Source organism: Sphingobium sp. B10D7B (genome assembly GCF_025961955.1).
Taxonomy (GTDB): Bacteria; Pseudomonadota; Alphaproteobacteria; order Sphingomonadales; family Sphingomonadaceae; genus Sphingobium.
The window spans coordinates 1,902,784-1,928,438 of sequence record NZ_JAOQOQ010000001.1 but is presented as its reverse complement, the minus strand read 5'-3'; the positions used below and the strand labels follow the sequence as shown (position 1 = coordinate 1,928,438).

General features: G+C 64.8%; 24 protein-coding genes and 1 tRNA gene. 6 read left to right on the top strand and 19 right to left on the bottom strand.

The genetic code is table 11. The features are described 5' to 3' along the window. Window position 1: 1 nt before the first annotated feature. The 12 genes from ybeY to M2331_RS09090 all read right to left on the bottom strand — a co-directional run bounded on the left by ybeY (window position 2) and on the right by M2331_RS09090 (window position 11,644). Window positions 2–544, bottom strand: coding sequence for an rRNA maturation RNase YbeY (gene ybeY, locus M2331_RS09145; RefSeq protein ID WP_181559991.1), 543 nt, complete (start codon window positions 542–544; stop codon window positions 2–4). After that, window positions 537–1,532: a PhoH family protein gene (locus M2331_RS09140; RefSeq protein WP_181559990.1), complete on the bottom strand. Its 996-nt coding sequence runs from the start codon at window positions 1,530–1,532 to the stop codon at window positions 537–539. The genes ybeY and M2331_RS09140 overlap by 8 nt, the downstream gene beginning before the upstream one ends. 387 nt (window positions 1,533–1,919) lie before the next feature. Continuing rightward, complete coding sequence (locus M2331_RS09135) at window positions 1,920–2,315, bottom strand: nuclear transport factor 2 family protein (protein ID WP_181559989.1); 396 nt, start codon at window positions 2,313–2,315, stop codon at window positions 1,920–1,922. Between the two features lie 99 nt (window positions 2,316–2,414). After that, complete coding sequence (locus tag M2331_RS09130) at window positions 2,415–3,449, bottom strand: rod shape-determining protein (protein WP_181559988.1); 1,035 nt, start codon at window positions 3,447–3,449, stop codon at window positions 2,415–2,417. 114 nt (window positions 3,450–3,563) lie between these two features. Continuing rightward, window positions 3,564–4,913, bottom strand: a complete 1,350-nt coding sequence (miaB, locus tag M2331_RS09125; protein ID WP_181561445.1) for a tRNA (N6-isopentenyl adenosine(37)-C2)-methylthiotransferase MiaB — start codon at window positions 4,911–4,913, stop codon at window positions 3,564–3,566. Between the two features lie 50 nt (window positions 4,914–4,963). Continuing rightward, on the bottom strand, window positions 4,964–5,689 hold the full coding sequence (locus M2331_RS09120; protein ID WP_181559987.1) for a lysophospholipid acyltransferase family protein: 726 nt from the start codon (window positions 5,687–5,689) through the stop codon (window positions 4,964–4,966). Beyond that, window positions 5,690–6,121, bottom strand: coding sequence for a Fur family transcriptional regulator (locus M2331_RS09115; protein WP_181559986.1), 432 nt, complete (start codon window positions 6,119–6,121; stop codon window positions 5,690–5,692). 135 nt (window positions 6,122–6,256) lie between these two features. Next, window positions 6,257–6,676 carry a MucR family transcriptional regulator gene (locus M2331_RS09110; protein WP_181559985.1) on the bottom strand — a complete coding sequence of 140 codons (420 nt, stop codon included), beginning with the start codon at window positions 6,674–6,676 and terminating at the stop codon, window positions 6,257–6,259. Window positions 6,677–6,785: 109 nt separating this feature from the next. Then, window positions 6,786–7,280: a GNAT family N-acetyltransferase gene (locus tag M2331_RS09105; protein WP_264592347.1), complete on the bottom strand. Its 495-nt coding sequence runs from the start codon at window positions 7,278–7,280 to the stop codon at window positions 6,786–6,788. Then, window positions 7,280–7,954: a tRNA (adenosine(37)-N6)-threonylcarbamoyltransferase complex dimerization subunit type 1 TsaB gene (tsaB, locus tag M2331_RS09100; protein WP_181559984.1), complete on the bottom strand. Its 675-nt coding sequence runs from the start codon at window positions 7,952–7,954 to the stop codon at window positions 7,280–7,282. Before tsaB ends, M2331_RS09105 begins: the two co-directional genes overlap by 1 nt. Window positions 7,955–7,991: 37 nt before the next feature. After that, the gene (locus tag M2331_RS09095; protein WP_181559983.1) at window positions 7,992–8,579 is read right to left on the bottom strand and encodes a NifU family protein; all 588 of its coding nucleotides are present in this window, start codon (window positions 8,577–8,579) and stop codon (window positions 7,992–7,994) included. 110 nt (window positions 8,580–8,689) lie between these two features. After that, entirely contained in the window at window positions 8,690–11,644 is a 2,955-nt protein-coding gene (locus M2331_RS09090) for a M16 family metallopeptidase (protein WP_181559982.1), read from the bottom strand. Window positions 11,645–11,937: 293 nt separating this feature from the next. Here M2331_RS09090 and M2331_RS09085 point away from each other — a divergent pair, with 293 nt between their 5' ends. Then, entirely contained in the window at window positions 11,938–13,053 is a 1,116-nt protein-coding gene (locus M2331_RS09085; RefSeq protein ID WP_181559981.1) for an NADH:flavin oxidoreductase, read from the top strand. An 82-nt stretch (window positions 13,054–13,135) separates the two neighbouring features. On the opposite strand, the gene M2331_RS09080 is transcribed toward M2331_RS09085, so the two are convergent. Continuing rightward, window positions 13,136–13,212, bottom strand: a tRNA-Met gene (locus tag M2331_RS09080). A gap of 141 nt (window positions 13,213–13,353) precedes the next feature. Here M2331_RS09080 and M2331_RS09075 point away from each other — a divergent pair. After that, window positions 13,354–14,586: an NAD(P)/FAD-dependent oxidoreductase gene (locus M2331_RS09075; RefSeq protein ID WP_181559980.1), complete on the top strand. Its 1,233-nt coding sequence runs from the start codon at window positions 13,354–13,356 to the stop codon at window positions 14,584–14,586. Here M2331_RS09075 and M2331_RS09070 read toward each other — a convergent pair. After that, window positions 14,583–15,095 (bottom strand): MarR family winged helix-turn-helix transcriptional regulator, encoded by a 513-nt coding sequence (locus M2331_RS09070; RefSeq protein WP_181559979.1) that lies wholly within the window; start codon window positions 15,093–15,095, stop codon window positions 14,583–14,585. The genes M2331_RS09075 and M2331_RS09070 overlap by 4 nt on opposite strands. A gap of 205 nt (window positions 15,096–15,300) precedes the next feature. Here M2331_RS09070 and M2331_RS09065 point away from each other — a divergent pair, with 205 nt between their 5' ends. Beyond that, window positions 15,301–17,682 (top strand): TonB-dependent receptor, encoded by a 2,382-nt coding sequence (locus M2331_RS09065; RefSeq protein WP_181559978.1) that lies wholly within the window; start codon window positions 15,301–15,303, stop codon window positions 17,680–17,682. A gap of 82 nt (window positions 17,683–17,764) precedes the next feature. Here M2331_RS09065 and M2331_RS09060 read toward each other — a convergent pair whose 3' ends face one another. Then, window positions 17,765–18,292, bottom strand: coding sequence for a 2'-5' RNA ligase family protein (locus M2331_RS09060; RefSeq protein ID WP_181559977.1), 528 nt, complete (start codon window positions 18,290–18,292; stop codon window positions 17,765–17,767). An 86-nt stretch (window positions 18,293–18,378) separates the two neighbouring features. Here M2331_RS09060 and M2331_RS09055 point away from each other — a divergent pair, with 86 nt between their 5' ends. Then, window positions 18,379–18,783 carry a sugar transporter gene (locus M2331_RS09055; protein ID WP_181559976.1) on the top strand — a complete coding sequence of 135 codons (405 nt, stop codon included), beginning with the start codon at window positions 18,379–18,381 and terminating at the stop codon, window positions 18,781–18,783. 7 nt (window positions 18,784–18,790) lie between these two features. Here M2331_RS09055 and mltG read toward each other — a convergent pair whose 3' ends face one another. The 3 genes from mltG to M2331_RS09040 form a co-directional block, all read right to left on the bottom strand. Further along, complete coding sequence (mltG, locus tag M2331_RS09050; protein WP_181559975.1) at window positions 18,791–19,762, bottom strand: endolytic transglycosylase MltG; 972 nt, start codon at window positions 19,760–19,762, stop codon at window positions 18,791–18,793. 8 nt (window positions 19,763–19,770) lie between these two features. After that, window positions 19,771–21,030: a beta-ketoacyl-ACP synthase II gene (fabF, locus tag M2331_RS09045; RefSeq protein ID WP_181559974.1), complete on the bottom strand. Its 1,260-nt coding sequence runs from the start codon at window positions 21,028–21,030 to the stop codon at window positions 19,771–19,773. 170 nt (window positions 21,031–21,200) lie between these two features. Beyond that, the gene (locus tag M2331_RS09040; protein ID WP_181559973.1) at window positions 21,201–21,434 is read right to left on the bottom strand and encodes an acyl carrier protein; all 234 of its coding nucleotides are present in this window, start codon (window positions 21,432–21,434) and stop codon (window positions 21,201–21,203) included. Window positions 21,435–21,683: 249 nt separating this feature from the next. Between M2331_RS09040 and gor the strand changes: the two genes are divergently transcribed. Next, window positions 21,684–23,027, top strand: coding sequence for a glutathione-disulfide reductase (gor, locus tag M2331_RS09035; RefSeq protein WP_181559972.1), 1,344 nt, complete (start codon window positions 21,684–21,686; stop codon window positions 23,025–23,027). A gap of 21 nt (window positions 23,028–23,048) precedes the next feature. Here gor and M2331_RS09030 read toward each other — a convergent pair whose 3' ends face one another. Then, a complete protein-coding gene (locus M2331_RS09030) occupies window positions 23,049–24,422 on the bottom strand; it encodes a helix-turn-helix domain-containing protein (protein ID WP_264592346.1) in 1,374 nt (457 codons plus the stop codon). Window positions 24,423–24,749: 327 nt separating this feature from the next. On the opposite strand from M2331_RS09030, the gene M2331_RS09025 reads away from it, so the two are divergent. After that, complete coding sequence (locus M2331_RS09025) at window positions 24,750–25,523, top strand: enoyl-CoA hydratase-related protein (protein WP_181559970.1); 774 nt, start codon at window positions 24,750–24,752, stop codon at window positions 25,521–25,523. The last annotated feature ends 132 nt before the right edge of the window (window positions 25,524–25,655 follow it).

Below are 25,655 nucleotides of genomic sequence, written 5' to 3'. Positions count from 1 at the left end.
ATCAATTCCCTGTTTCGTCAATCGGCCCGTTCATGCCGGGCTCGCGATCCCCATATGGATCATCAATGCCCAGCGTTTCAAGGGCTCGTATTTCAAGGCGCTCCATCGCCTCGGCCTCGGCATCATTTTCATGATCGTGGCCGAGCAGGTGGAGCGTGCCGTGAACGATGAGATGTGTCGCGTGATTTTCCAGCGAAACCGCGCGTTCCAGCGCCTCGCGGGCGCAGGTTTGGTAGGCGAGGATGATGTCGCCGAGCAGCACTTCACCATCGTCGCTATTTTCGATGGATTCGATGAGGTCGCTCTGGATCATCGGAAAGGAGAGGACGTTGGTCGGCTTGTCCTTGCCCCGGAAGGAGGCGTTGAGCTGCTGGACTTCTGCATCGTCAGCGAGCCGGATGGAGAGTTCGACGCAGGCATCGCTGTCGATGATCACCGATTGCGAAGTTTGCGCGAGTGCGGCGCGCACGGCTCGATCAGCGAGCGCGTTCCAGTCGGTTTTCTCGGCCCATTCGGGGCTGGCCTCGGTCAGCACTTCAAGCATTCGGGCCCTCATAAGCCGCGACGATCCGTCCGACGATGGGGTGGCGCACCACATCGGCGGTGGTGAAGCGGGTGACGGCGATGCCTTCAATGCCCTCCAGCCGCTCGACCGCATCGGCGAGGCCAGATGCGCCGGGCTGCGGTAGATCGACCTGCTTGGGGTCGCCGCAGATGACCATGCGACTGCCTTCGCCAAAGCGGGTGAGGAACATCTTCATCTGCGCGATGGTCGTGTTCTGCGCTTCATCGAGGATGATGAAGGCATTGGCGAGCGTGCGGCCACGCATGAAGGCGAGCGGCGCGACCTCGATCTCGCCTGAGGCGATGCGCCGCTCTACCTGCTCGGCGGGGAGCGTGTCGTAGAGGGCATCGTAAAGCGGGCGGAGATAGGGATCGACCTTCTCCTTCATGTCGCCGGGGAGGAAACCCAGGCGCTCGCCGGCCTCGACGGCAGGGCGCGAGAGAATCAGGCGGTCCACAGAGCCGGTGATGAGCTGGCTCACTGCCTGCGCGACGGCGAGATAGGTCTTGCCGGTGCCGGCCGGGCCGAGGGCGAAGATCAGCTCGTGGCGGGCCAGCGCGTCCATATAGACGCCCTGATTGGCCGAACGCGGCACGATGGTCTTCTTGCGGGTGCGGATCATCACCTTGGGCGGCTCCGACACATCATGCCGGATGATGCCATCGAGCGTCGGCTCGGCGGACATGGCGATCACCGCCTCCACCGCGCCGCTGTCGACCGTCTGGCCAGCGGCGAGGCGATTGTAGAGCCCCTGAAGGACATCGCGGGCGCGAGCGGCGCCTTCCGCATTCCCTTCGATTTGCAGCTTGTTCCCCCGTGCGGAGATGTACACGCCGAGGCGGTTCTCGATGGCCACGAGGTTCTGGTCATATTCCCCGAACAAGGCGCCGAGCAGAAACGGCTTGTCGAAGACCAGTTCGAGGCGGGCCCGTTCTCCGGCCTGGGCGGGCACGGGGCGCTTAGGCAAGCGGGCGACCAAGCGGTCGACTCAGGGCGCGGGGCGCGATGAGAGTGTCTGTCATTGCCAAGCTTCATGCCAGAAGGGCGGGGGGAGCGACAAGCGGGAAGTCTCGCCCTTGAGGTGAAAAGAGGGGCGGCGGATTTGCGCCGCACAAATGGTGGCGATGTCGTTGGCGCGTCCCTCTCCCCTTGAGGGAGAGGGACGCGCAGGCTTGGCAGCGGGCTACCTAGCCGAAGCTGGGAGAGGGGTATGCGATCCGCCGGATCGCGCTGATCGGAAATCCGCCACCCCTCATCCAACTGCGCCTACCCGCCTGACGGCGGCAAGGCTGCGTATCCTTCTCCCGCAAGGGGAGAAGGGCGCATGGCGGAGCGCAATTCGTCGTCCGATCCGCTAACTTTGCGCCGAATCCCAATGCTCCACGATCAGGCCATCGCGAATGCGATAGGTGTCGTACCACCAGACCGGCGTGAGCCGCTTGGGATCGTGCGGGTCCGGCAAATGCCGCTGGAACATGAGCTGGACGAGGTCGCCCTCGGCGAGGACGAATTCGAACCGGGTCAGCGGATAGGTGCCCGGCTCCAGCGGTTGCATGTCTGGAAATTCGGTGCGCAGGAAGGCGATGAGCGCTGCCAGGCCCTGGCCGATGCCGGGCGAATGCTGGATGTAATCGGGCGCGATATATTTGCCCGCAGCCTCGATGTTGCGGCCGTCGATGACGTCGTGCCACATCGCCAGCACAAGTTGCTTGTTGGCCGCGAGCGCGGCGGCTTCCGGCGACTGCGCCATATCCTCTCCCCAGCAGTGTCGCGCATGACTAGCGGGTTCCACCGACAGGTAAAATGGCGATTGGAAGGCGCGCCCGGCCACCTGCTCGGACGGAGAACCTCAGGCCGGGGCCAGCACGCCGTCGTAGATCGAATCTTCCAGTGCCCGGCCGGCGCCCATCGCCACGCACATCAGCGGGTTTTCGGCGATCTTGACGGGCAAGCCCGTCGCGACCGCAATGGCCTCGTCCATGCCCCGCAGCAGCGCACCGCCGCCTGTGAGAGTGATGCCCTCGTCGATAATGTCGGCGGACAGCTCTGGCGGGGTTTCCTCCAGCGCGGTCATCACCGAGCCGACGATCTGGTTGATCGATTCGCGCAGGGCCTCGGCGATCTGGGCTTCGCTGATCTCGATCTCGACCGGACGGCCATTGACCAGATCGCGCCCGCGCACACCCAGGGTTATGCCGGCGCCGTCGGGCGTCATCGCGTTGCCGATCTGCTGCTTGACGCGCTCGGCCGTTATCTCGCCGATCATCAGATTATGATGGCGCCGGACGTAGGAGGAGATGGCTTCGTCCATCTTGTCGCCGCCGACACGCACCGAGCCGCTATAGGCGATGCCGCTCAGCGACAGTACGGCCACCTCGGTGGTGCCGCCGCCAATGTCGACGACCATGGCGCCAATCGGGTCCACGACTGGCAAGCCCGCGCCGATCGCCGCTGCCATGGGCTCCTCGATGAGCTGCACGTCGGCAGCGCCTGCGCGCGAGGTGGCGTCGCGGATTGCGCGGCGCTCCACCATCGTCGCGCCCGAGGGCACCGCGACTACCACGCGGTTGCGGCCCATGCGGGCACTGCCCAGCGCCTTGTCGATGAAATGCTTGATCATCTGCTCGGCGATTTCGATGTCGGCGATCACGCCATCACGCAGCGGACGCAGGGCGCGCACGCCTTCCGGCGTCTTGCCCAGCATCAGTTTGGCCTCATTGCCGACGGCCTTGATATGGCCGACGCCCGCGATCGTCTCGATCGCGATGACGGACGGCTCGTTCAAGACGACGCCCTTGCCGGCGACGTGAACCAAGGTGTTGACGGTGCCCAGATCGATGGCGAGATCATGGCCGGAAAAGCTGAAAAAGCGGGAAAACTTCATACCCTCGAGATCGTCACTGAGTGAAGCCGTTCACATGCCGCGCGGGCACGGTGGCGTATTCTGCAAAGAGGTGAAGCGGTGTTTTCAGGGGACCGTTGCCCGCGCCCGCCCACCTCAGGCGGCAAGCGGACTGGCGAGCGCGCCGGCGAGGCTGTTGGGCCCGGCCGAGAGAATATCCACCGCGATCAGATCGCCGATGGCCGCGCTCGTGCCATCGATATGGACCGACTGGAGCCAAGGCGTCTTGCCGATGAGTTGCCCGGCGTGCCGCCCCTTGCGCTCCAGCAAAATGGTCGTGCGCTGGCCGACGCTGGCCTGATTGAACGCCAATTGATGAACGTTCAGCGCGGCCTGCAGGCGCTTGAGGCGTTCGTCCATCACCTCTGGCGCGATTTGGCCTTCCATATCGGCTGCAGGCGTGCCCGGGCGCGGACTGTATTTGAAGCTGAAGCATTGCGCGTAGCGCGCCTCGTTGACGATGCTCAGCGTCTCCTCGAACTCGGCATCGGTCTCGCCGGGGAAGCCGACGATGAAATCGCCGGACAGGGCTATATCCGGCCGGACCGCGCGGACGCGTTCGATGATGCGCAGATAGGAGTCGCGGCTGTGGCTGCGATTCATCGCCTTGAGGATGCGGTCCGATCCGGCCTGCACGGGCAGGTGGAGGAACGGCATGAGCGCCGGTACCTCGGCATGGGCATCGATCAGTGCCTGCGTCATGTCGTTGGGGTGGCTGGTGGTGTAGCGGATGCGTGCAAGGCCGGGCAGCCTGTCCAGCGCGCGGATGAGCCCGTCCAGCCCCTGCGGGCGACCGGCTTCGTCTTCGCCGGACCAGGCATTCACATTCTGGCCGAGCAGGGTGATCTCGCAGGCGCCAGCATCGACCAGCGCGCGCGCCTCATCCATGATGGCGTTCCAAGGGCGGCTTACTTCCGCGCCGCGCGTATAGGGCACCACGCAATAGGTGCAGAACTTGTCGCACCCCTCTTGGACCGTCAGGAAGGCGGATGGCGCCGACCGGCGCGCGCGACCCGGCAGCACGTCGAACTTGGAATCGGCCGGCATGTCCGTATCGACGGCTTCGCGGCCCGCCACCACATCGTCAATGAGGCCGGGGAGGCGGTGATAGGCCTGTGGGCCGACGACGATATCGACGGCCTTGGTGCGCCGGGTGATTTCCGACCCTTCCGCCTGCGCCACGCAGCCGGCGACCGCGATCATCGGGCGCGTGCCGTCCTCCCGCCGCAGCCTGCCAATGTCCGAATAGACCTTCTCGGCGGCCCGCTCGCGGATGTGGCAGGTGTTCAGGACCACCAGATCCGCCTCGGCACCATCGCCCGCCGCTGTCATGCCGCGCGCCGCCAGCAACTCGCCCATGCGCTCGCCATCATAGACGTTCATCTGGCAGCCGAAGGATTTGACATGGTAGGTCTTGGGTGGGGTCTGGGTCATGCCCGCGCCTATACAGCCGTTAGGACGAGGGGGGAAGGGCAGGCCGCTGCGGGGCCTGCCGTTCAGCCGGGCAGGCCCATGGCCGCGGCAAGCCTCGCGCGTGCGCTGGCGGCCAGCGCCTTGCGATCGGGATGATCGCCGGGATCGAATGGATCGAGGAATCGCAGCGTCAGGGTGCGCCGGCCACGCGCGCCGAGGATGCGGAGCGCATTGGCGATGCCGCTCTCGCCCTCCTTCCAGGCGACGAGATCGGTTCCCGCGCCATAATCGATGACGACCGGCTGGATGAGGATCGAGCGGGGCGGCGGGAGAAGAACCGAAAAGAGCGCCGGCTTGAAGGGCAGCAGAGACTGGCCATCCCCCGTCGTCCCTTCAGGGAACAGCGCGATGGGCTGATGCGCGGCCAGTGCGGTGCGCACGGCGTCGATCTGCCCGGCGACGGTACCGCGCCGCTCGCGGGTGATGAACACGGTATTGTTCTGCGCGGCGAGCCAGCCAAGGATGGGCGCGCGCGCGACATCGTCCTTGGAGATGAACGCGGTCCCCGTGGCGCCGCCCAGCGCCAATATGTCGATCCAGCTCACATGATTGGCGATGAAGAACACATCGTGCAGCAAGGGCGTGCCCTCTATGCGGACGTCAAAGCCCGTCGCGTGCGCGGCGCGCGCGAGAAAGCGCTGGGGCCAGGGCGAAACGCCGCGGCGCCGGGCGAGAAGATGCGGGATGACGCAGGCAATGACGACGCCGATCAGGCGCGCAAGCCTCGCGAGCGCGCGCAGGCGGCTCACTTAGTCCTTGCTGCGATCGCGATCGAGCGAGACGCCGTAGAGCTCCATGCGGTGATCCACGAGCCGATAGCCCAGCTTCTCGGCAATCTGGCGCTGGAGCTGCTCCAGCTCCGGGTCCACGAACTCCACGACCTTGCCCGACTCCACGTCGATCAAGTGATCGTGATGGGCTTCTGGCGCCGGCTCATAGCGCGCGCGGCCATCGCCGAAATCATGACGCTCCAATATGCCTGCCTCTTCGAACAGGCGCACAGTGCGATACACCGTGGCGATGGAGATATTGCTGTCGATCGCGGAGGCGCGCTCGTGCAGCTTTTCCACATCGGGATGGTCTTCGCTTTCGGAAAGCACGCGGGCGATCACACGCCGCTGCTCGGTGATGCGCAGGCCGCGCTCTGCGCACAGCGCTTCTATGTCAATCGTCCGGGACATGGGGACTGTGTAGCTGAATTTGCCCGTTCTGGAACCCGCAATTTCGGCTTTTTGACGATTGGCGGACAAGAAAAATGCCGCCCTTGTGCAAAGGCGGCATCGTTCGATTTTTGTATTCGCGCGCGGGGCGCGGGATTATTTGCGGCCGCGCTTGCGCGTGGTGCCGAGGCCGATCTTCTTGGCCAGCGTGCGGCGCTGCTCGGCATAGTTGGGCGCGACCATCGGATAGTCAGCGGGGAGGCCCCACTTGGCGCGATAGTCTTCCGGCGTCATCTGATAATGGGTCATGAGATGCCGCTTGAGCATCTTCAGCTTCTTCCCGTCTTCCAGGCACACGATGTAATCGGGCTTGATCGAAGAACGAACAGATACGGCCGGCTCCTGCTTGGGCTGCGGCGGCGGGACGTCCTGCTGAAGACCGGCCAGCGCACTGTAAACATTTTGGATCAGCGTCGGCACGTCCGACACAGCCACGCTGTTATTGGATACGTGGGCAGCCACGATATCCGAGGTGAGCGTGATCAGCACTTCGTCTTGAGCGTTAGTATCGGACATATGAAGTTCCCATTATCAACTTGCGACCCGTAGAATCGCTATTCTTAGGCTATATTCTACCATTAAACATTATGGGGATTGAACGATGAGCGCAAGAGAAGTTTCGGACTCAGGACGCTGACTGTCCCAAAACGAGTTTCAAACTCAAAGCATCAAACCGGGAACCGTTCGATCCACAATAGTAGTTAAGTCGAACATTATACTGATGAAAGCCGGCTTTGATATAAAGATGAAGAGCTGGATTCCCTGATCGCACTTCCAGAAAAATTGTTTCTGCGCCGGTTCCCTCGGCCTCTGTCATGCAGCGATCAAGTAATCGGCGGCCATGTGTCCGCCCACGATGATCCGGATGGACGGCAAGCAAAAGAAGCTCCGCTTCGCCGGCAATACTGCGGATCAGGCCGAAGCCGACCGGTCCGGCATGGGTGTAGCCAGTCACCAGAATGGAGCCGGGCAACTGCATCATGCCCATCAATTGCGCAGAGGACCATGCTTCGCCAAATTCCGGTGGGAAGGCGGCAGACATCACCTGCATGGCGGCGCCGATCTCGTCCATGCAAGGATCGAGACTGGCCACGATGCGGAGCGCCTCCTTGTCCTGCATCAGCGAACCGGCGCTGGTCTGGGCTTGCTTGCGGCAGCCATAGGCTTGGCGTCTGCCCCGCGTCCGTAATCCGGCACGGGCGGGCGGGTGCGCTGCGTGACCGGCAGGCGGAATACCGCGCGGGCATCGGGAAGCAACGGAACGGGCTGGCCCCGCGCGCCGGCATCGACCAGCGTCTGGGCACCCGAGCCGACGAGCAGGTCGACGTTGAGAGACGCCGCCAGTTCGTCGATTGGCGTGGATCGGACGATGAGGGGCGGGCTGTCGGGTGTGACGGGCGATGCCGCTTCCGCCCAGAAGATTTCGCCATGTCCGCCGACCATTGTCACTGCGAACGGCTCTGTCGGTGCAAGCTCGGCGCGGGCGATGGCGGCGACCAGATCGAGACAGCCATATCCGGACACAGGCACCTGCCATGCGAAGCCCAGCGCGCGCGCGGCAGCCAGCCCCACGCGCACGCCGGTGAAGCTGCCGGGGCCAATGTCCACGAGAATGGCGTCAGCGCGCCCGCCCTCGGGCAGCGCAGCGATGGCGGGCAGCAGCGCTTCGGCATGACCGCGCCCCAACTCGCGATGCGTCGCGTCAATCAGCCCGTCGCCATCGAACAGGGCAATGGAGAGCGCCGGCGTGGCGCAATCGATGATGAGCGTGCGCTGCGCCAAGGGCTGGCTCATCGTGCGCGTGGGGGAACGATCCGGCGCATCGATCGGCTCACACGGCCCGGACTTCGGTCACTTCCGGCACATAATGCTTGAGCAGCTGCTCGATGCCGTTCTTGAGTGTCGCGGTTGAGGAGGGGCAGCCGGCGCATGCGCCCTGCATCCGCAGGAAGACCGTGCCGCGCTCAAAGCCGCGATAGACGATATCGCCGCCATCATTGGCGACGGCGGGGCGCACGCGGGTGTCGATCAGTTCGCGGATCTGCGCGACGATGTCGGCATCGGCCGGGTCGTCGCCGGGCATGGCGCCATCGTCCTCATTCTCCGCCGGAACGCGGATATCGTGCGCCGTGCCCGGCGCGAACAGCGGCATGTCCGCCGAGAAATGGTCGAGCAGGATCGCGATCACGTCGGTGCGCAGCGAACTCCACGCAACGCCCGGCGCTGCCGTGACCGAAATGAAATCCCGGCCGAAGAACACGCCGGTCACATCCCCGAGGTTAAACAACGCCTCGGCGAGCGGCGAGGCCGTCGCCTCGTCTGCGCTGGCGAAATCGCGCGTGCCCGAGGTCATGACCGGGCGCCCCGGCAGAAACTTCAGGGTTGCGGGATTGGGGGTCTGCTCGGTTTCGATGAACATGCTGGCTCTCGCGCGAAGGACGGAGGCCGGCTTGAACGCGCGCCGGCCAGGGATGCGACTGCCTCCCATTTGGGCCGTCCCCGGCGCTCGTGCAAGGGGCGAGTTGGCCCCTAGCGCGTCGGAGCGGATGCCGATCCGGCCGATGTGCCGAGCGCCGGGGCCGGCGCGCTCTCGGGCAGAATCACCGCGGACCAGCTTTTCTCCGGCACGAGATAGCGGGCAGCGAGCGCCTGCAGGTCGGCCGGCGTGATGCTGGTGAGGTCACGTCCAAGGGCGCGCGCATAGCCAAGCTGGTTCTCGTCGCGGGAGAAGCCCTGCAACTGGTCCATCCAGAAGGCATTGCTGTAGGCCGCGCGCGTCAACAATTGACGCACCGGCGCGATCTGGCGGTTGAGTTCATCCTCCGTCACCGGATTGGTGGTCAGATCGCGCACCAGTTCATCCACGAGCTGATAGAAATAAGGGATGCGCTCGGGCTTCAGCTGGGTCTGCACGACCAGGAAGCCGCCGCCGTTCATCCGTTCCGGCCAGTTGCTCGATGCGGTAGGCGTGTAGGCCGCACCGTCGATGGAGCGCAGCCGCTCGAACAGCCGGTCGGTGATGATGCGGGCCAGCATCTCAAGCTGGCGGCTCTCGCGAATGTCGGCGACGCCGCTGCCGGTCGGCCAGGCGATGATCGCGGCGGCCTGTTCGTCCGGCCCGTCATGGACGATGCGAACCGGGGTCGCGACATGAGCGGGGAAGTTGAGCGCGAGGTTGCGCGCCGGTGGCGGTGCGTCCGCGCGTTTGGGCAAAGCGCCGAAGCTGGCGGCCACGGCGGCAATTGCCTGCTCGACATCGAGATCGCCGAACACCTGGATTTCAATGGGGCCGTTGGCGAGGCGGGGCGCCCAGACCTTGCGGAAGGTATCCAGCGTCAACGCCGTGCGATCATCCGGAGAGGCCGGGCTGAAGCGGGCATCCTTGTCACGCAGCATCCATTCAAGATCGCGGCCAATGGCTTCCGCAGCGGAGGCCGGCACCGGATCATAGCTAGCCTCAAGCATCGCCATGGAGCGGCGCAGCGGGGCCTCATCCCAGCGGGGGAAGGCCAGCTTGGAGGCGAACAGGCGCAGCTGATCGGGATAATCCTGCGGGCTGCTCGTGCCGCTGAGCGTGAACGCATCGTCATCGATGCCGAAGTTCAGCGACAGGCGGCGGCCGCTCATCAGATCGTTCAGTTCCCGCTGGCCGAGGTCGCCGATGCCGCTGGCAGTCAGCGCATAGGGCACCGCCCACAAGGCGGCGCGCTCGTCCGGCGCGAAGCTCTGGCGGCCATGGCCCCAGCGCACATTGATATGCACTTTCCCCGGTTCGGCCTGATTGCCGGCGACAAGCAAGCGAACGCCATTCTCAAACGTGACGTTCTGGATGCCCAGCACGCCGAGGTCAGTGCGCGAGGCGACCTTGCCCGGCGCGGGCAGCTTGGGCAGCGCGGCCATGGTCACCCGCGAATCGCTCAGGCGGGCGCGGGAATTGGGCTCGACCTGCGCACTGAAGGCAGTCTGCAGGCGCTGTTCGGCATTGTCCTGCGGCGCGCGCAGGCTCAGCAGCGCGCGTTCCACCGTGGCGGAGAAAAGCCGGTTGGTCGCCGCGAGCAGTTGCTCGGGCGTCATATATTTCTTGGAGGACTGGTAGATGGCGAGCTGGTCCTGCGGGGACACGACCGTCTCGCGAATATCCACCGCCTGCACAATGCTCTCGACCTGCTGGGGACTACCCTCAATGGCTGCACTGGCTACCAGCGCAGCGAAGCCTGCTTCCATGCCCTGAAACTCGCGGTCGATATCGACCTGACTGGGGGCGACCCGGCGAGCATCCTCGATGATCGCGCGCACTTCCTGCAGCGCCTTCTCCCAATCACTCCCATTGGGCACGATGGTCACATAGGTCGCATTGGCCGAGCGCATGCTGTTATCCAGCGACACATTGGCCTGCACGAACGACGCACCGTCGCTGGCCACGGCTTCGAGGCGCCGATTGATCAGCTCCAGCGCGACCATGTCGGCCAGTCGCATCTGGTTGAAGACGATCGTGTCCTCGTTGAACACCCATGGCCGCAGATAAGCGAGGCCCACGCTATAGGGCACGCTCGGCTCGACGATCACCTTCGTGGCCGGGGCGGAGGGATCGGGCTTGCCGAAGTCGGGCAGCGGCGTCGCGCGGCCCTTGGCCTTCCAGCCGGAGAAATGCGCGCGGACCATCGCTTCGAGCGCGGCCGGCTCCATGGACCCGGAAATGGCGATGACGGTGCGGTCGGGGCGATACCAGCGGTCGTGGAAGGCACGCAGGGCCTGCGGCGTCGCCTTGAGCAGGGTCTGCTCGGTGCCGATGGGGCTGTGGCTGGCGAGGCGCTGGCCGGCGAAATAGAAGGCGCGGATTTCGTCTCCCAGCCGGGCGCCGGGGCCAAGGCTCTCGCGCCGCTCGGCGAGGATCACGGCGCGCTCGGCCTCCACCGGCGCCTTGCTGATGTTGGGCTGCTGCATCATCCCGGCGAGAATGCGCAGGCTCTCGTCAATGCCTTCGTTGGTCGCGCGCGGCAGATCGAGCGCATAGGTGGTGCCGGTGGGCGTGGTCTGCGCGTTGCTGTCGCTGCCGAACTCGGCGCCCAGCCGCTGCCAGATCCGCTTCGATTCGCCATCGGGTACATCCCGCGATCCACGGAAGGAGAGATGCTCGATGAAATGCGCAAAGCCGGCTTCGGCAGGCTCTTCCATCAGCGAGCCGACATCCACCCGCACGCGGATCGATACCTGTCCGGCCGGCACATCGTTGCGGCGCACCGCATAGCGCAGGCCGTTGTCCAGCACGCCGAACTGCCATGCCGGGTCGATGGGCACGTCGCTCTTCTCGTAGAGCCACGGGCGCTCGGCCGGAACGGTGGGCTTGAGCGTCGGCTCGCCCGCCTTGGATTGCGGCTGAAGAAGGCCGGGCACCTCGCCCTGTGCGGCCAGTGGCGCCGAAGCGATCAGGCCGAGGACAACGGTCGCGGAAACGATGGGCCGGAAGATATCGGAAAAGGTCATGATGCCAGTCTATTGCCCATTGCGTGCGGGGTCACCCTGAAACTCAGGGCAATGATGGTCGGGCGGAAATGCCGGCCTTGGCGGAAGATGAGCGCGCGGGTTGGTTGCGCGTACAGGCGGTCGGTCGGCACGCCGCAGGTATCGCATCCCAGCCTGAACGCCAGATGACCGCGCTTGTGGCTGGGTCTGCCTGATGGGGCGCTGCCGGCAAATCCTCCCAGGCATTTGGCATTTGGCGTCGCGCCCCTATCTACCAAGCCGACGACCCACTCTGAACCCTGGAGTTACCGGCTATGCCTGGCATTGGCGACGCACTTTTTCGGCCCTTTCAACTCAAATCGCTCTCCCTCCCCAATCGCATCGTGATGGCGCCGATGACGCGGGCGAAGGCGCCTGGCGGCATCCCTGGCCAGCCCAATGCGGACTATTACCGGCGGCGGGCCGAAGGCGGGGCAGGGCTCATTCTCTCGGAAGGCACGGTGATCGACCGGCCAGCCTCGCGCAACGATCCGGGCATTCCGTTCTTCCATGGCGAGGCGGCCCTGGCCGGCTGGGCGGGGGTGATCGAGGCGGTCCATGCCGCCGGCGGGCGAATGGGCCCGCAGCTCTGGCATACCGGCTCGACTCGCACCGGTAGCGGCTGGGAGCCGGACGCGCCGGTGGAAAGCCCCTCCGGTCTGCTCGCGCCCGGCGAACCGCGCGGCGTCGCGATGACCGAGGAGGATATCGCCGATACCGTGGCGGCCTTCGCCAAGGCAGCCGCCGACGCCAAGCGCCTCGGCTTCGATACCATCGAAATCCACGGCGCCCATGGCTATCTGATCGACCAGTTCTTCTGGTCCGGCACCAATGTCCGCGAGGATCGCTATGGCGGATCTACCATCCGCGAGCGGGCGCGCTTTGCCGGTGAGGTCGTCGCCGCCATTCGCGCGGCCGTCGGGCCAGATTTCCCGGTGATCCTGCGCGTTAGCCAGTGGAAGCAGCAGGATTATTCCGCCCGGCTGGCCGCGACGCCTGCCGAGATGGAGGACTGGCTGCAGCCGCTGGTGGATGCCGGCGTCGATATCCTCCACTGCTCGCAGCGCCGCTTCTGGGAGCCTGAATTCCCGGAGATCGACGGCGAGGCCGGCCTCAATTTTGCTGGCTGGGCCAAGAAGCTAACCGGCGCGCCGACGATCAGCGTCGGGTCCGTCGGCCTCTCGGGCGAGTTTCTGGCGGCTTTCGGCGGTGAAAGCTCGACAAGCGTGGAGCTCAATCGCCTCATCGAGCGGATGGAGCGCGACGAATTCGACCTCATCGCCGTGGGCCGCGCGCTGATCAGCGATCCGCAATGGCCCCGCAAGGTGCAGCAGCAGGCGTGGAGCGATCTCAAGGGCTTCAGCCCGGCAGACCTTCAGGAACTCGTCTGAGCAGGGGAGGGCGCGCCACGTCTACGGCGCGCTCTTCCAGCCTCGGACAAGGCGCGGCTTGCGATCTACGATGCTGAAAGGATGGTAGCGGAGGAGGGACTCGAACCCCCGACACGCGGATTATGATTCCGCTGCTCTAACCGGCTGAGCTACTCCGCCCCAAGGGCTTGCTGCCGCCTTGCGGCGTCAGGCCGGCGCGCTATACGCAGGCGAAATCGGATGGTCAATGGTTGACCGTTCGATTGCGGCACCTTCGTTTCTCTGGCAAGGCCGCGGGGTAATTTGCATTGGGGAGATGACGTGCAGCATTTCGACTGCTTGATCGTGGGGGGAGGCCATGCCGGTGCGCAGGCGGCGATCCTGCTTCGCCAGCTCAAATATGAGGGCTCCGTTGGCCTGATCGGCGATGAGCCGGAATTTCCTTATGAGCGTCCGCCGCTGTCCAAGGACTATCTGGCCGGCGAAAAGACCTTCGAGCGCATCCTGCTGCGCCCGGCCAACTTCTGGACGGATCAGGCGATTTCGCTGTTCCTCGGGGAACGGGTCAAGACGATCGATCCGGTCGCGCATCAGGTGGTCACAGCCAAGGGTACGGAATTTTCCTATGGCAAGCTGATCTGGGCGGGCGGTGGCTCGGCCCGGCGGCTGTCCTGTCCGGGCTCGACGGCGAGCGGCCTGTTCACCGTGCGGTCGCGCGCCGATGTCGATGGGTTGATGGCCATTCTGCCCACGGCGGAGCGGTTCGCCATCGTCGGCGGCGGCTATATCGGCCTTGAAGCGGCGGCAGTGCTGAGCAAGCTCGGCAAGCAGGTCACGCTTCTGGAGGCGCAGGAGCGGCTGCTGGCGCGCGTTGCCGGGCCGGAACTGTCCGACTTCTTCGCGCAGGAACATCGCGCCCATGGTGTGGACGTGCGCCTTTCGGCCTCGGTGGATGCCATCGAGACCGGTGATCAGGGGCAGGCCACCGGCGTTCGGTTGGCCGATGGCGAGGTGATCCCGGCTGATGCGGTGATCGTCGGTATCGGCATTGTGCCGGAGACCGGGCCGCTGATTCTCGCGGGGGCGAGCGGCGGCAACGGCGTAGATGTCGATCAATATTGCGAGACCTCGCTGCCTGACGTCTACGCGATCGGCGATTGCGCCGCGCATGAGAACCGCTTTGCGGCGGGGCGCCGGATGCGGCTCGAATCGGTGCAGAATGCCAATGATCAGGCTCGCACGGCCGTGCAGCATATCATGGGCAACCCCGCTCCCTACGAGGCGGTGCCGTGGTTCTGGTCCAACCAATATGATCTGCGCTTGCAGACGATCGGCCTGTCGCTGGATTTCGACGAGTGCATCGTGCGCGGCGACCCGGCTTCGCGCAGCTTCTCGGTCGTCTATCTGCGGCAGGGGCATGTCATCGCGCTCGACTGCGTCAACCGCACCAAGGATTATGTGCAGGGCCGCGCCCATGTCGTCGCCGGGAGCCGCCTGGACCGGGCGCAACTGGCGGATGGCGAAATCCCGTTGAAAGAGGTCGGCGTCGCCTAGCGGCTGACGTCGAGCGCGTCCGAGGGGGACAAGCCCTCGGCGCCCACCGGCCTGATCTTGCGCAGCAGATCGATCAGCAACTGTTGCTCTCGTGAATCGAGATGCGCCAGAAGCTGGGTTTCGTGGCGGCGGATGCGTGCGGCGGCCTCGGTGAAGGCGGCGGCGCCCTTGTCCGTCAGCGTAAGGGAAAACGCCCTGCGGTCCGCTGTCGAAGGCCGGCGCGTCACGAAATCGAGCGCGACGAGCTGATTGACCAGGGTCACCATATTGGTGCGCTTGATGCCGAGCGCGGTGCCCACCCGGCCCTGGCTGATGCCGGGATTGGCAGAGACGACCGACAACACAGCAAAGAGCACTTGCCGCATGTCGCTATCGGCAAAGGTGCGGGAGAAGTCCGCAGACATTACCGCGAAGGCGCGGCGAAGATGATAGCCGGCTAGATCGCCCAGAAGACCGAGCGAAAGAGCATCGGACGGTTCGGCAGGTTGGTCGATCGCTCCCCTCCTCATGCTTGCGGTTGCCTCATGGCTATGGCTTCCCGCCCGAAAATCATTTCCCAGCTAACGGTGTGTTGCGCGTATATCACAGCCGCGCACTGATTGTTATGCCGCATTGCTAGTTGCGCATGATGGGCTTATTTTCGCGGCCAGGTCAATGCCCTCCGGGGCACGCGCGGCCTCGCTGCGCCGACCAAGAAACCACAGGGAGGATATCATGAAAGCCCCATTTCTCATTGGCGCAGCGCTCGGCGCGCTGATCTCCACGCCGCTCTTGGCGCAGGATACGGCCGCGACCCAGACGCCCCAGGCGATGGATACGGAATCGGATGCCGGCACGATCATCGTGACCGCGCGTCGCCGGGCCGAATCCCTGCAGGATACGCCGGTCGCGATCTCCGCCTTCGATGCGCAGGTGCTCGAAGACCGTCAGATTAACCAGACGTCCGATCTCGAGACGATCACACCCAACCTCCAGTTCAAGACGGCGGGCCAGCTCTCCGGCAACTCCGCCGCGACGGTGGTGTTCATCCGCGGTATCGGCCAGCTCGATCCCACGGCGGCGGTCGATCCGGGCGTGGGCATCTATCTGGATGAAGTCTATGTCGGCCGCGCCGTCGGTGGCGCCATCGACTTCGGCGATATCGCCGGCGTTGAAGTGCTGCGCGGCCCGCAGGGCACGCTGTTCGGCCGCAACACCATTGGCGGTGCCATTCTCGTGCGCACCAAGCAACCTGAGCTGGGCCGGTTTGGTGCGGATGTGCGCCTGCGCCTTGGTTCGGACAGTCTGATGGAAGGCTTTGCCGCCCTCAACATTCCGCTGGGCGACACGTTGGCGGCGCGCGTCTCGGGCGGTTTCCGCAAGCGCGATGGCTATGTGATCCGCGAATATGACGGCATTGATCTCGGCAATGACGATAGCGCGACGCTGAATGGCGCGCTCTATTGGGAAGCCAGCCCGGACATCAAGGTGAACATCCGCGGTGACTACACCAAGCGGGACGAGAACGGTGCGCCGTTCGTCTTCGCCGGCGTGAACCGGAACGCACCGGTCGCGGCGATCGCGAGCGTGGCGGCCGGCTGCCCCGGCGCGACCATCCCGTTCGCGCCGCTCACGCCGGGCGATCCGCGCTTCGGTGCGCCGAACGTGCCGCAGATCAACGATGCTCGCTGCGCCAACAATTTCCAGGACAAGGGCCCGTTCGTCAATGGCGGCACGGCCCCGGTGCTGAGTACTTCGGAAGTCTGGGGCGTCTCGGGCACGGTCACCGCGAATGTGACCTCTAATGTCCTGCTGAAGTCGATCAGCGCCTATCGCTCCACCCAGTCGCGCGGCGTGCGCGATGCGGACAATACCCCGCTGCTGCTGATCACCACGGATGTGGGCTCGCAGTCCGACCAGTATAGCCAGGAACTCCAGCTGCAGTATGAATCGCCGGTGCTCAACGGCATCATCGGTGGCTATTACTTCAATGAGAAGACCAACGAGCGGGCGACCGTGCCGCTGGCCTTCCCGCCGTCGCCGCCGGTCATCGGGTCCCTGCTGGCAGGCGGCCCCGGCTCGCGCGACCTGCAGGTTTCTGATCTGGAAACGGATTCCATCGCGGTATTCGGCGAGCTTTCGGTCAAGCCGATCCAGAATCTCGAGATTTCTGGCGGTTTGCGCTACACGCGGGACAAGAAGAAATATCACGGCATCGTGTTCAACCTGTTCCCAGCCACGCTGCCGGACCCGGATCCGCTGCCGACGCTGGCGATCCCGCAGGGTGGCCCGCTGTTCATCTATCCGGGCCCCTATTCGCAGAGCTTCTCTGCGCTGACCGGCTCGGCGAGCGTGCGCTATTCGTGGACGCGCAATGTCAGCACCTACATTTCCTACTCGCGCAGCTTCAAGTCGGGCGGCTTCAACACCCGCTACAATGCGGCGCCTCCGGGCAATGTGCCGACGCCGTTCGACGAGGAGAAGGTGGATAGCTACGAGATCGGCGCCAAGTTCGATTTCGGCGATTTCCGCTTCAACGCGGCGGCTTTCCAGGCGGATTACAGCAATATCCAGCTGATCTTCCGTCAGGGTGTCGTGCCGCTGCTGTTCAACGGCGGCAAGGCGCGTATTCGCGGGCTTGAAGGCGAGCTGAGCTATCATCCGCGCGCTTACGGCCTGCGGATCGACATCGCGGCGAGCACGCTCAACGATGAGATCCTGAGCATCACGCCTGTTCCGGGCGCGACGGCGACGGTTCAGCCGGGCGATGACCTGCCGTTCACGCCCTCCTTCCAGGGCAATTTCGGCATCGGCTATGAGATCCCGCTCAACGACGACGTGACGCTGACGCCTCGCTTCGACGGCAATTACAGCGCCAGCCTCAAGTTCATCACCGGCAGCGTGCCGGAGATCGAGCAGGACGGCTATTTCGTCGGCAATGCATCCGTCACGCTCGCCAACAAGGCGACCGGGTGGAAGCTGACCGGCGGCGTGCAGAACCTGTTCGACGAGCTGTATCTGGTGCAGGGCAATGCGTCGCTCGGCACGCTCGGCTATGCCGAGAAGATCTACGCACGTCCGCGCAGCTGGTATGTGCAGGCGTCGATCTCGTTCTGATTGTGACGAAACGGCCGGCAAGGCCCGGCTGATGCAGCGGCCCGCTTCGTGATGAAGCGGGCCGTTTCGTTTGTGACGACGATCAGCGACGAAAGCGGTGCTGGCTCAGGGCAGACCAGGGGCCGCCTTCATAAACCCATACCGCAAGGCCGGCGATGCCAAGAGGGGCAGGGCGGATCTGTGTCCGCAACAGCGCCAGCGTCTCCTTCGCGACGGAGGGAGCGACCTTGTTCTGGACCGTGATGTGCAGGCGCTTGAGTGCGTGGTCCTGCGGGATGAGGTGCCGCTCAAACCGCTCGGCGATCATGGCGCGTATGTCGAGAAGTTCGCCACTCTCCACCGCCAGCGCGACAAGGCCGCCTGACCCGAACGGCTCGCCCAGACTGGCCGGAGGTGGGGGACGATCGACCAGTCCCTTCAGCATCGTCCGCAGTTCGGCATGCAGGGAAGGCGGGAGATGGTGGAACAAGGTGATGTGGGCGGGCACCTGATTGCGAGCGGCGGGATAATGGGTCTGACGCAGCCCGTCGGCCCATGCTTGGTCCGCGCTCCTCAACTGAGCGGTGACGATGAGGGGGCCGCGGGGCAGTTCGAGGACAGTTTGCGTCATGTCAGAACCGGGCTAAAATGGCCGTGCAACAAGCCATGGGGAGGGGGTGTGTGATGACGGGTGTGGGGGACCATCGCAGCCGGAGCATGTCGCGGATTCCGGCTATTCTGTTTCTGATATGGACCCTGATCGGCATCGCCGCCTTCCTTGTCCAATCGACCGCCAATCTCGAAGAGCTGGCCATGGCCGATCCCTATCAGGCGGAAATCTGGGCCAACATGCCGCGCTGGGCCTGGCTGAGCTACGGCGTGGCCGTTGCCGCCGCGTTTGCCGGCGCCGTTGCCCTTCTGGCACGGCGTGCCGCCGCCGTCTGGTTCTCGGTCATCGCGCTGATCGCCATATTGGTCCAGTTCAGCTACTCCTTCATCGGCAACGATCTGCTGGCGGTCAAGGGCACCAGTGCGGCGCTGTTCCCGGCCTTCATCGTGCTGATTGCGCTGCTGCAACTGGGCTATGCGCTGCGGTTGCGGAGCAGGGGTTTGCTCCGCTGAGCAAAGCTCACATTTCGCCGCGTTGACGGCGGATGTCATACCATTTGCGCACATTCGCATTATGCTCGGCCAGCGTCTCCGCGAAGATATGCCCGCCCTTGCCATCCGCGACGAAGTAGCGCGCTTTCGTTGCCGCCGGCCGCAGGACGGCCTCGATAGAACTGCGTCCGGGGTTGGCGATCGGCCCCTTGGGCAGGCCGGTCATCGCATAGGTATTATAGTCGTTCACCGCGCGAATCTCCGACTGGAGGATGCGGCGCCCAAGCGGCTTGCCCTTGGTGATCGGGTAGATGATCGTGGGGTCGGCCTGCAGCATCATGCCCTCGCGCAGCCGATTGGCGTAGACACCGGCCACCGTCGGTCGCTCGGCGGGGATGGAGGTTTCCTTCTCCACGATGCTGGCGAGGGTGAGGGCCTGCGAAGGTGTCTTGACTGGCGTTGCAGCCGAGCGCTTGGGCCACTGCGCGGCAATGAAGCTCGTCATCGCGGCCTGCATCCGGCCCAGCACTGCCGCGCGGGTCTCGCCTTTCTGGTAGCCATAGCTGTCCGGCATCACCGAGCCTTCCTCGGGCACGGGAATGTCTCCGGTCAGCTCGGCATTGGCCATCAGCCGCTCATGTACGAGGATGGAGGGCATCCCTTCAGGGATGGTGACGAGGTGGACGAGAGTCTTGCCGCTCTGGAGAATGCCCAGAATGTCGGCGCTGCTCGCCCGCCGGGGAATGCGATATTCGCCCGCCTTGATCGATCCATCGCCGCCCAGCACCCGCGCACGGGCAAGGAAGGCGGTGGCGGAGCCGATAGCGCCTTGCGCCTCCAGCTCATCGGCCGCCTTGCGCAGCGTCGCGCCCTCGGGAACGATGATCGTCGCGTCGGCTTCAAGCGGGCCGGGCCTCGACCAGCCATGGACAAAGAGAAGCGCCGCAACGGCCAATCCGGCCAGCAGCAGAGCAGCGACCGTGATGACGATGCGGCGCATTGCGGCCGTCAGAGAGCCTTGAGCACAAGGCTGGCGTTGGTGCCGCCAAAGCCGAAGCTGTTGTTGAGCACGGCCTTGACCTTCCGCTGCTTTGCCGTGTGCGGAACGAGGTCGACACCTTGGCAGCTGTCGCTGGGATCATCCAGATTGAGCGTGGGCGGCACGATCTGGTCACGCATGGCGAGGATGCAGAAGATCGTCTCGACGGCGCCGGCACCGCCGAGCAGATGGCCGATGGCCGATTTGGTCGACGACATAGACATCGTCTCCAGCGCCGGGCCGAACAGCCGCCGCACTGCACCCAGCTCCAGCTCGTCGCCGAGCGGGGTGGAGGTGCCATGGGCGTTTACATAATCGATATCGGCGAGCGAAAGCCCGGACCTGCGCATGGCCATTTCCATCGCGCGATAGGCGCCCGAGCCCTCGGGGTGCGGTGCCGTCACATGATAGGCATCGCCCGAGAGACCGTAGCCGAGGATTTCGGCATAGATCTTCGCGCCGCGCGCCTTGGCGCGCTCATATTCCTCGAGCACGACCACGCCGGCCCCTTCGCCCATGACGAAGCCATCCCGAGCCTGATCCCACGGACGGCTGGCGCGCCAGGGTTCGTCGCGAAATTCGGTCGAAAGCGCGCGCGCCTGACCGAAGCCGGCAATACCGATCGGGCAGATGGCGCTTTCCGCGCCGCCAGCGAGCATCACATCGGCATCATCGAGCGCGATCATCCGCGCAGCGTCGCCGATCGAGTGAACGCCCGTCGCGCAGGCCGTAACGACGGCGTGATTAGGGCCCATCAGGCCGTATTTGATGGAGACCTGACCGGAGATCAGGTTGATCAGGCGACCGTGGACGAAGTGCGGCGAGACCCGCTTGGGGCCCTTATGCTCCAGCACCAGCGATTCGCTCTCGATGCCCGGCAGACCGCCAATGCCCGAACCGATCGAACAGCCGGTGCGCAGCCGCTCGGCCTCGCTCATTTCGGTCAGGCCGGCATCTTCGATAGCCTGGCCGGCCGCGTCGATGCCATAGACGATGAACGGATCGACCTGACGCTGGACCTTGTGATCCACGCGCTTGTTCGGGTCGAAGCCGAATTCATGATCCGGGGCCTTCACTTCGCAGGCGTAATTGGTGTGGAAATCGGTCGCGTCGAAACGGGTGATCGTTTCCGCGCCCGACCGGCCGGCAATGATGTTCTTCCAGCTTGTCTCCACGTCGCCGCCAAGGGGCGAAACCATGCCGAGACCTGTTACGACGACACGACGCATTTCACTCTCCTGATCCAGTCACCCGGCCAGTTGCCCGGAACGCCAGGCGCTGATCAAACACGAACGGCCCTCCCATGGCGAGTCAAACCCGCAACCGGAGAGCCGTATCCATGTGTATTCACTGGCCGGTGCATGTCCGCGACGAGGCCGCGAACCGGGCTCCCGCTATCTTACTGCTTGCCGTCGATGAAATCGATCGCGTCCTTGACGGTGGCGATCTTCTCGGCAGCATCGTCGGGGATTTCGACGCCGAACTCTTCCTCAAAAGCCATGACGAGCTCGACGATGTCGAGGCTGTCAGCGCCCAGATCGTCGATGAAGCTCGCGTCTTCGGTCACCTTGTCCGCCTCGACGCCGAGGTGCTCGACGACGATCTTCTTCACGCGATCCGCGGTCTCACTCATGAGAGGTCCTTTGCTTTACTTTGGTCTTCAATCTGCAGATGCCCTAGAGCCTAGGGCGGGGCGTGACAAGAGGCTAGCGATAGCGGGCGCAATTGCCCCGTGCGCGGCGCCTTTCCGTCCAGTCACAGCGTTGCGCGGCGCCGGAAGACGTAGCGAATCTGGTGGCGCCCCTCGCAAAATTGCTTTGCGCGCGGTGCGCTCACGCCCATATGCGCGGACACGATCAAGATAATCCGAGGATCTCTCCTGATGAGCGACTATGACTTTGACCTGTTCGTAATCGGTGCTGGGTCGGGCGGCGTGCGGGCTTCGCGCATTGCGGCCGCGCATGGCGCCAGGGTCGCCGTGGCGGAGGAGCACAAGGTCGGCGGAACATGCGTGATCCGGGGCTGCGTGCCCAAGAAGCTGCTCGTCTATGGCGCGCATTTCGCCGAGGACATCAAGGATGCCCGCCGTTTCGGCTGGGATATTTCCGATTGCAGCTTCGACTGGCCCACCCTGCGCGACAATGTGATCGGCGAGGTCTCCCGGCTCGAAGGGCTGTATCAACAGACGCTCGACAATAACAAGGTGACGACCTTCCATGAGCGCGCGACGGTGGAGGGGCCTCATGAAGTTCGCTTGGCCAGCGGCAAGCTGGTGACCGCCAAGGTCATCCTCATCGCGGTCGGCGCCTGGCCGAATGTGCCCGATGCGCCCGGCGCGGAACTGGGGATCACCTCCAATGAGGTTTTCCATCTTGAAAAGATGCCCAAGCGCGTCGCGATCTTTGGCGGCGGCTATATCGCCAACGAGTTCGCCGGCATTTTCCACGAGTTCGCCTGTCAGGTGACGGTGTTGCTGCGCGGCGACCAGATCCTGCGCGGTTATGACGAGCAGATTCGCGACCGGCTGCTGCAGATCAGCATGGCCAAGGGCATCAACTTCCGCTTCAACGCCCCGCTCGAAAAGATCGAGAAGCAGGAGGATGGCTCCCTCAAGGTGTTTATCGAGGGTGGCGATCCGATCGAGACCGATCTGGTGCTGTTCGCCACCGGCCGCAATCCCAAGATCGACGGGCTGGGCCTGGACAAGGTTGGCGTGGAGACGGAGAAGGGCGCGATCAAGGTCGACGAATATAGCCGCACCAACGTCGAGAGCATCTACGCAGTCGGCGACGTGACCGACCGGGTGCAGCTCACCCCGGTGGCGATCCGGGAGGGCCATGCCTTCGCCGACACCGTGTTTGGCGGCAATCCGCGGACGGTGGATTATGGCTGCATTCCATCCGCCGTGTTCAGCCATCCGCCGATCGGCGCGGTCGGCATGACTGAGGGCGAGGCGCGCAACACGCTGGGCGCGGTCAAGGTCTATACCTCCGACTTCCGGCCGATGAAGAACACGCTCGCCAATCGCAACGAGCGCAGCCTCTACAAGCTGATTTGCGAGGAAACGACCGGGCGGGTGGTCGGCATCCATATGATCGGCCCGGATGCGCCCGAGATCCTGCAGGCGGCGGCCATCGCAGTGAAGGCGGGGCTGACCAAGGACGATTTCGACGCCACCGTCGCGCTGCATCCGAGCATGGCGGAAGAGCTGGTGCTGATGCGCTGAAGGTTCAGGCCGGCACGCCCTTCAGCCGATGCTGTAGGGAATGATGTGCCGGCCATCCCGCTCGACATGGATCGGGCGGTCGATGGGCGGGAAGGCGCGCTGTGGGCAGCCTTCGCGCGGGCACAGGCGACAGCCCGGCCCGATGGGGGTGACTGCGGTATCATCGGCGAGGTCCAGCCCGTCCGCCCAGGCGAGATGGGCGGCATAATCGTGTTCGCAGGCGAGCACGATGGCATGGCGGCGGTCCGGTCGCGCGATGGCGCGGGCGAGCAGGATGTAGTGCACGCCATCGGGCATTTCCGCGCGCTCCGCTCCGCTGTAATCGGGCCGCGTCGGCGCCTCGTGCAGCCTGAGGCGGGGGCAGAGCGGGCCATAGCTGCCAAAGTCGAGCCGCGTCGCGCTGTGTCGTTTGGTGATGTTGCCGGCGGGATCGATGCGACAGAAGAAGAAGGGAATGCCGCGCTGCCCCGGTCGCTGCAGCGTGGCGAGGCGATGCGCGACCTGCTCGATGCTTACGCCAAACCGCGCCGCCAGCGCATCGACATCATGGCGGAGCGTCCGGGCCGTCTCGCGGAACAGGCCATAAGGCATGAGCAAGGCGGCAGCGCCATAATTGACGAGCGCGTGATGCAGCAGGGCATCGGCAGGCGCGCCGACCGGATGCTGGGCGATGACGGCGCGCATCGTGGAATCGGCCAGCCCGCGCAAATGCACGATATGGCTGGCGAGTTGGAAGGCGATGCTCGCGGCGGGCAGGCGGTCATTGACGTGCAAGGTCCGGCCATCGGGGGAGGGCGCGCGCAACAGCGTGGTCTTGAGTGGTTCGCGACTGACAGTGCAATCATGTTCGTCGCGCAGTGCCGCGCTGAGCGTCGCAATGGTGGCTTCAGCATCGGAGCGCGCGCCGATGCTGAGCTGGGTGGCGAGATCCTCGGCGGCGGTGTCGAGATCGTGGAAATAATTGTCGAACAGCCGCAGGCGATCGCTCACCTGATCGAAAGTCGCGCGTGCGCCCGGCAGCAGGCCGTTACCGAGCGCCTGTTCGGCCATGGCCAGTCGACCCTCGGTCTGTCGGAGCGCGTGATGCAATTCCACATAGCGCGCTGCGAATTCAGGATATTGAACATGCAGCCGCTCGGTCCGCTCGGGATCGGGAGGCGGTGAGCGATGGCCGGGATTGGCGAGCGCCCAGTTGAAGGCGCCGAGCAACTGCTCCTCGGGCCGGGCGTCGAAATCGGACCAGTCGAGCGGAAAGGTCGCCGCCAGCGCCGCTTTCACCCGCGCGGTGAGGGGGCGGTCGTTATTCTCCAGTTGCGAGAGATAAGAGACGGAGATGCCCAGCAGTCGGGCCATGTCCGCTTGATCGAGCCGGCTCTGCAGACGCAGGTCGCGCACTTTCTGGCCAACGAACAATCTGTTTCCGCGTGGCAAGGACTGTCTCCGGGGTTGCGAGTCGGGGTGAGGGATCGCCGCACTGGCCGGGACAGCGGGCACGATCCGCAAATTTTTCATCCGCGGGTTAGCGCCTGTGCCGATAAACCAGGACGTCCTTCAAGGCGCCCGCACCGTAGCGGAACCAGTTCATTTCGCAATTCCGCAAATTGTTGCCGGCGCTTGCCGATCCAAACTCGCTCTGGCGCGACGCTTGCGGCGCGCCGGTACGATGCTAGCCTGCGCCCCGTGAGAACAGCGGCTGGCAACCGCTCTGCAAGGGAGGATGGGTTGAGCGAGATCGTGCTGTCCACGCTGGACGATGGGGTGCTGACCCTTGCCCTCAACCGTCCCGAGCGGCTCAATGCCCTGTCCACAGGCCTGCTGGCAGACCTGACCCGCAAGCTTGATGAGGGCGTGCGTGCAGGTGCGCGGGCCGTGTTGATCACCGGGACGGGCAGGGCGTTCTGCTCCGGCGCGGATCTGGCCGATAGCGAAGGCATCGGCGCCGATCTCGGGGAGACCCTGGCGACCTATTATCATCCTCTGTTCCTGCGGTTGGCCGGCCTCGATATCCCGGTGGTGAGCGCGATCAACGGGCCGGCTGTCGGCGCTGGCGTTGCCTTGGCGCTAGCAGCGGACATCGTGGTGATGGCGCGCTCTGCCTATCTGCAGCTTGGCTTCGTCAATATCGGGCTCGTGCCCGATGCTGGCGCGACATGGCTGGTCGCGAAGAGCGCCGGGCGCGCCAAGGCGCTGGAATTGGCGCTTCTTGGTGAGCCGATGAGCGCTCGGGAGGCGCAGGACGCCGGACTGGTCGCCCGCGTGACCGACGACGAGAGGCTCGGCGAAACCGCACGCGGTCTTGGCCTCAAACTCGCGCAGGGGCCGACCCGCGCCATCGGCATGATCCGTAAGCAGGTCGCTGCCGCACTCAATCACAGCCTGTCGGAGACGATGGGCATCGAAGCCGCCAATCAGGCAGCGGCCGGCCACAGCGCGGATTTTCAGGAGGGCGTCGCGGCCTTTCTGGAGAAGCGGGTGCCGCGCTTCCAGGGGGATTGAGCGAGAAACGCTACGGAATTCGGCTCGTCGGTCGAGCCGAAAACTGCGATTTTTCTTTGCGTCATCTTTCCTGCTTTGTGAGCACCATTTGATCGATCTGACGATAGCCCGTTCGTTTCGTCCTATGGCAAC

Coding starts and splice junctions, on each gene's coding strand:
- ybeY (WP_181559991.1), bottom strand. CDS start 544: ATGCTTGAAGTGCTGACCGAGGCCAGCCCCGAATGGGCCGAGAAAACC.
- M2331_RS09135 (WP_181559989.1), bottom strand. CDS start 2,315: ATGGCGCAGTCGCCGGAAGCCGCCGCGCTCGCGGCCAACAAGCAACTT.
- M2331_RS09130 (WP_181559988.1), bottom strand. CDS start 3,449: ATGAAGTTTTCCCGCTTTTTCAGCTTTTCCGGCCATGATCTCGCCATC.
- M2331_RS09115 (WP_181559986.1), bottom strand. CDS start 6,121: ATGTCCCGGACGATTGACATAGAAGCGCTGTGCGCAGAGCGCGGCCTG.
- M2331_RS09110 (WP_181559985.1), bottom strand. CDS start 6,676: ATGTCCGATACTAACGCTCAAGACGAAGTGCTGATCACGCTCACCTCG.
- M2331_RS09105 (WP_264592347.1), bottom strand. CDS start 7,280: ATGCAGGACAAGGAGGCGCTCCGCATCGTGGCCAGTCTCGATCCTTGC.
- tsaB (WP_181559984.1), bottom strand. CDS start 7,954: ATGAGCCAGCCCTTGGCGCAGCGCACGCTCATCATCGATTGCGCCACG.
- M2331_RS09095 (WP_181559983.1), bottom strand. CDS start 8,579: ATGTTCATCGAAACCGAGCAGACCCCCAATCCCGCAACCCTGAAGTTT.
- M2331_RS09090 (WP_181559982.1), bottom strand. CDS start 11,644: ATGACCTTTTCCGATATCTTCCGGCCCATCGTTTCCGCGACCGTTGTC.
- M2331_RS09085 (WP_181559981.1), top strand. CDS start 11,938: ATGCCTGGCATTGGCGACGCACTTTTTCGGCCCTTTCAACTCAAATCG.
- M2331_RS09070 (WP_181559979.1), bottom strand. CDS start 15,095: ATGAGGAGGGGAGCGATCGACCAACCTGCCGAACCGTCCGATGCTCTT.
- M2331_RS09065 (WP_181559978.1), top strand. CDS start 15,301: ATGAAAGCCCCATTTCTCATTGGCGCAGCGCTCGGCGCGCTGATCTCC.
- M2331_RS09060 (WP_181559977.1), bottom strand. CDS start 18,292: ATGACGCAAACTGTCCTCGAACTGCCCCGCGGCCCCCTCATCGTCACC.
- M2331_RS09055 (WP_181559976.1), top strand. CDS start 18,379: ATGTCGCGGATTCCGGCTATTCTGTTTCTGATATGGACCCTGATCGGC.
- mltG (WP_181559975.1), bottom strand. CDS start 19,762: ATGCGCCGCATCGTCATCACGGTCGCTGCTCTGCTGCTGGCCGGATTG.
- fabF (WP_181559974.1), bottom strand. CDS start 21,030: ATGCGTCGTGTCGTCGTAACAGGTCTCGGCATGGTTTCGCCCCTTGGC.
- M2331_RS09040 (WP_181559973.1), bottom strand. CDS start 21,434: ATGAGTGAGACCGCGGATCGCGTGAAGAAGATCGTCGTCGAGCACCTC.
- gor (WP_181559972.1), top strand. CDS start 21,684: ATGAGCGACTATGACTTTGACCTGTTCGTAATCGGTGCTGGGTCGGGC.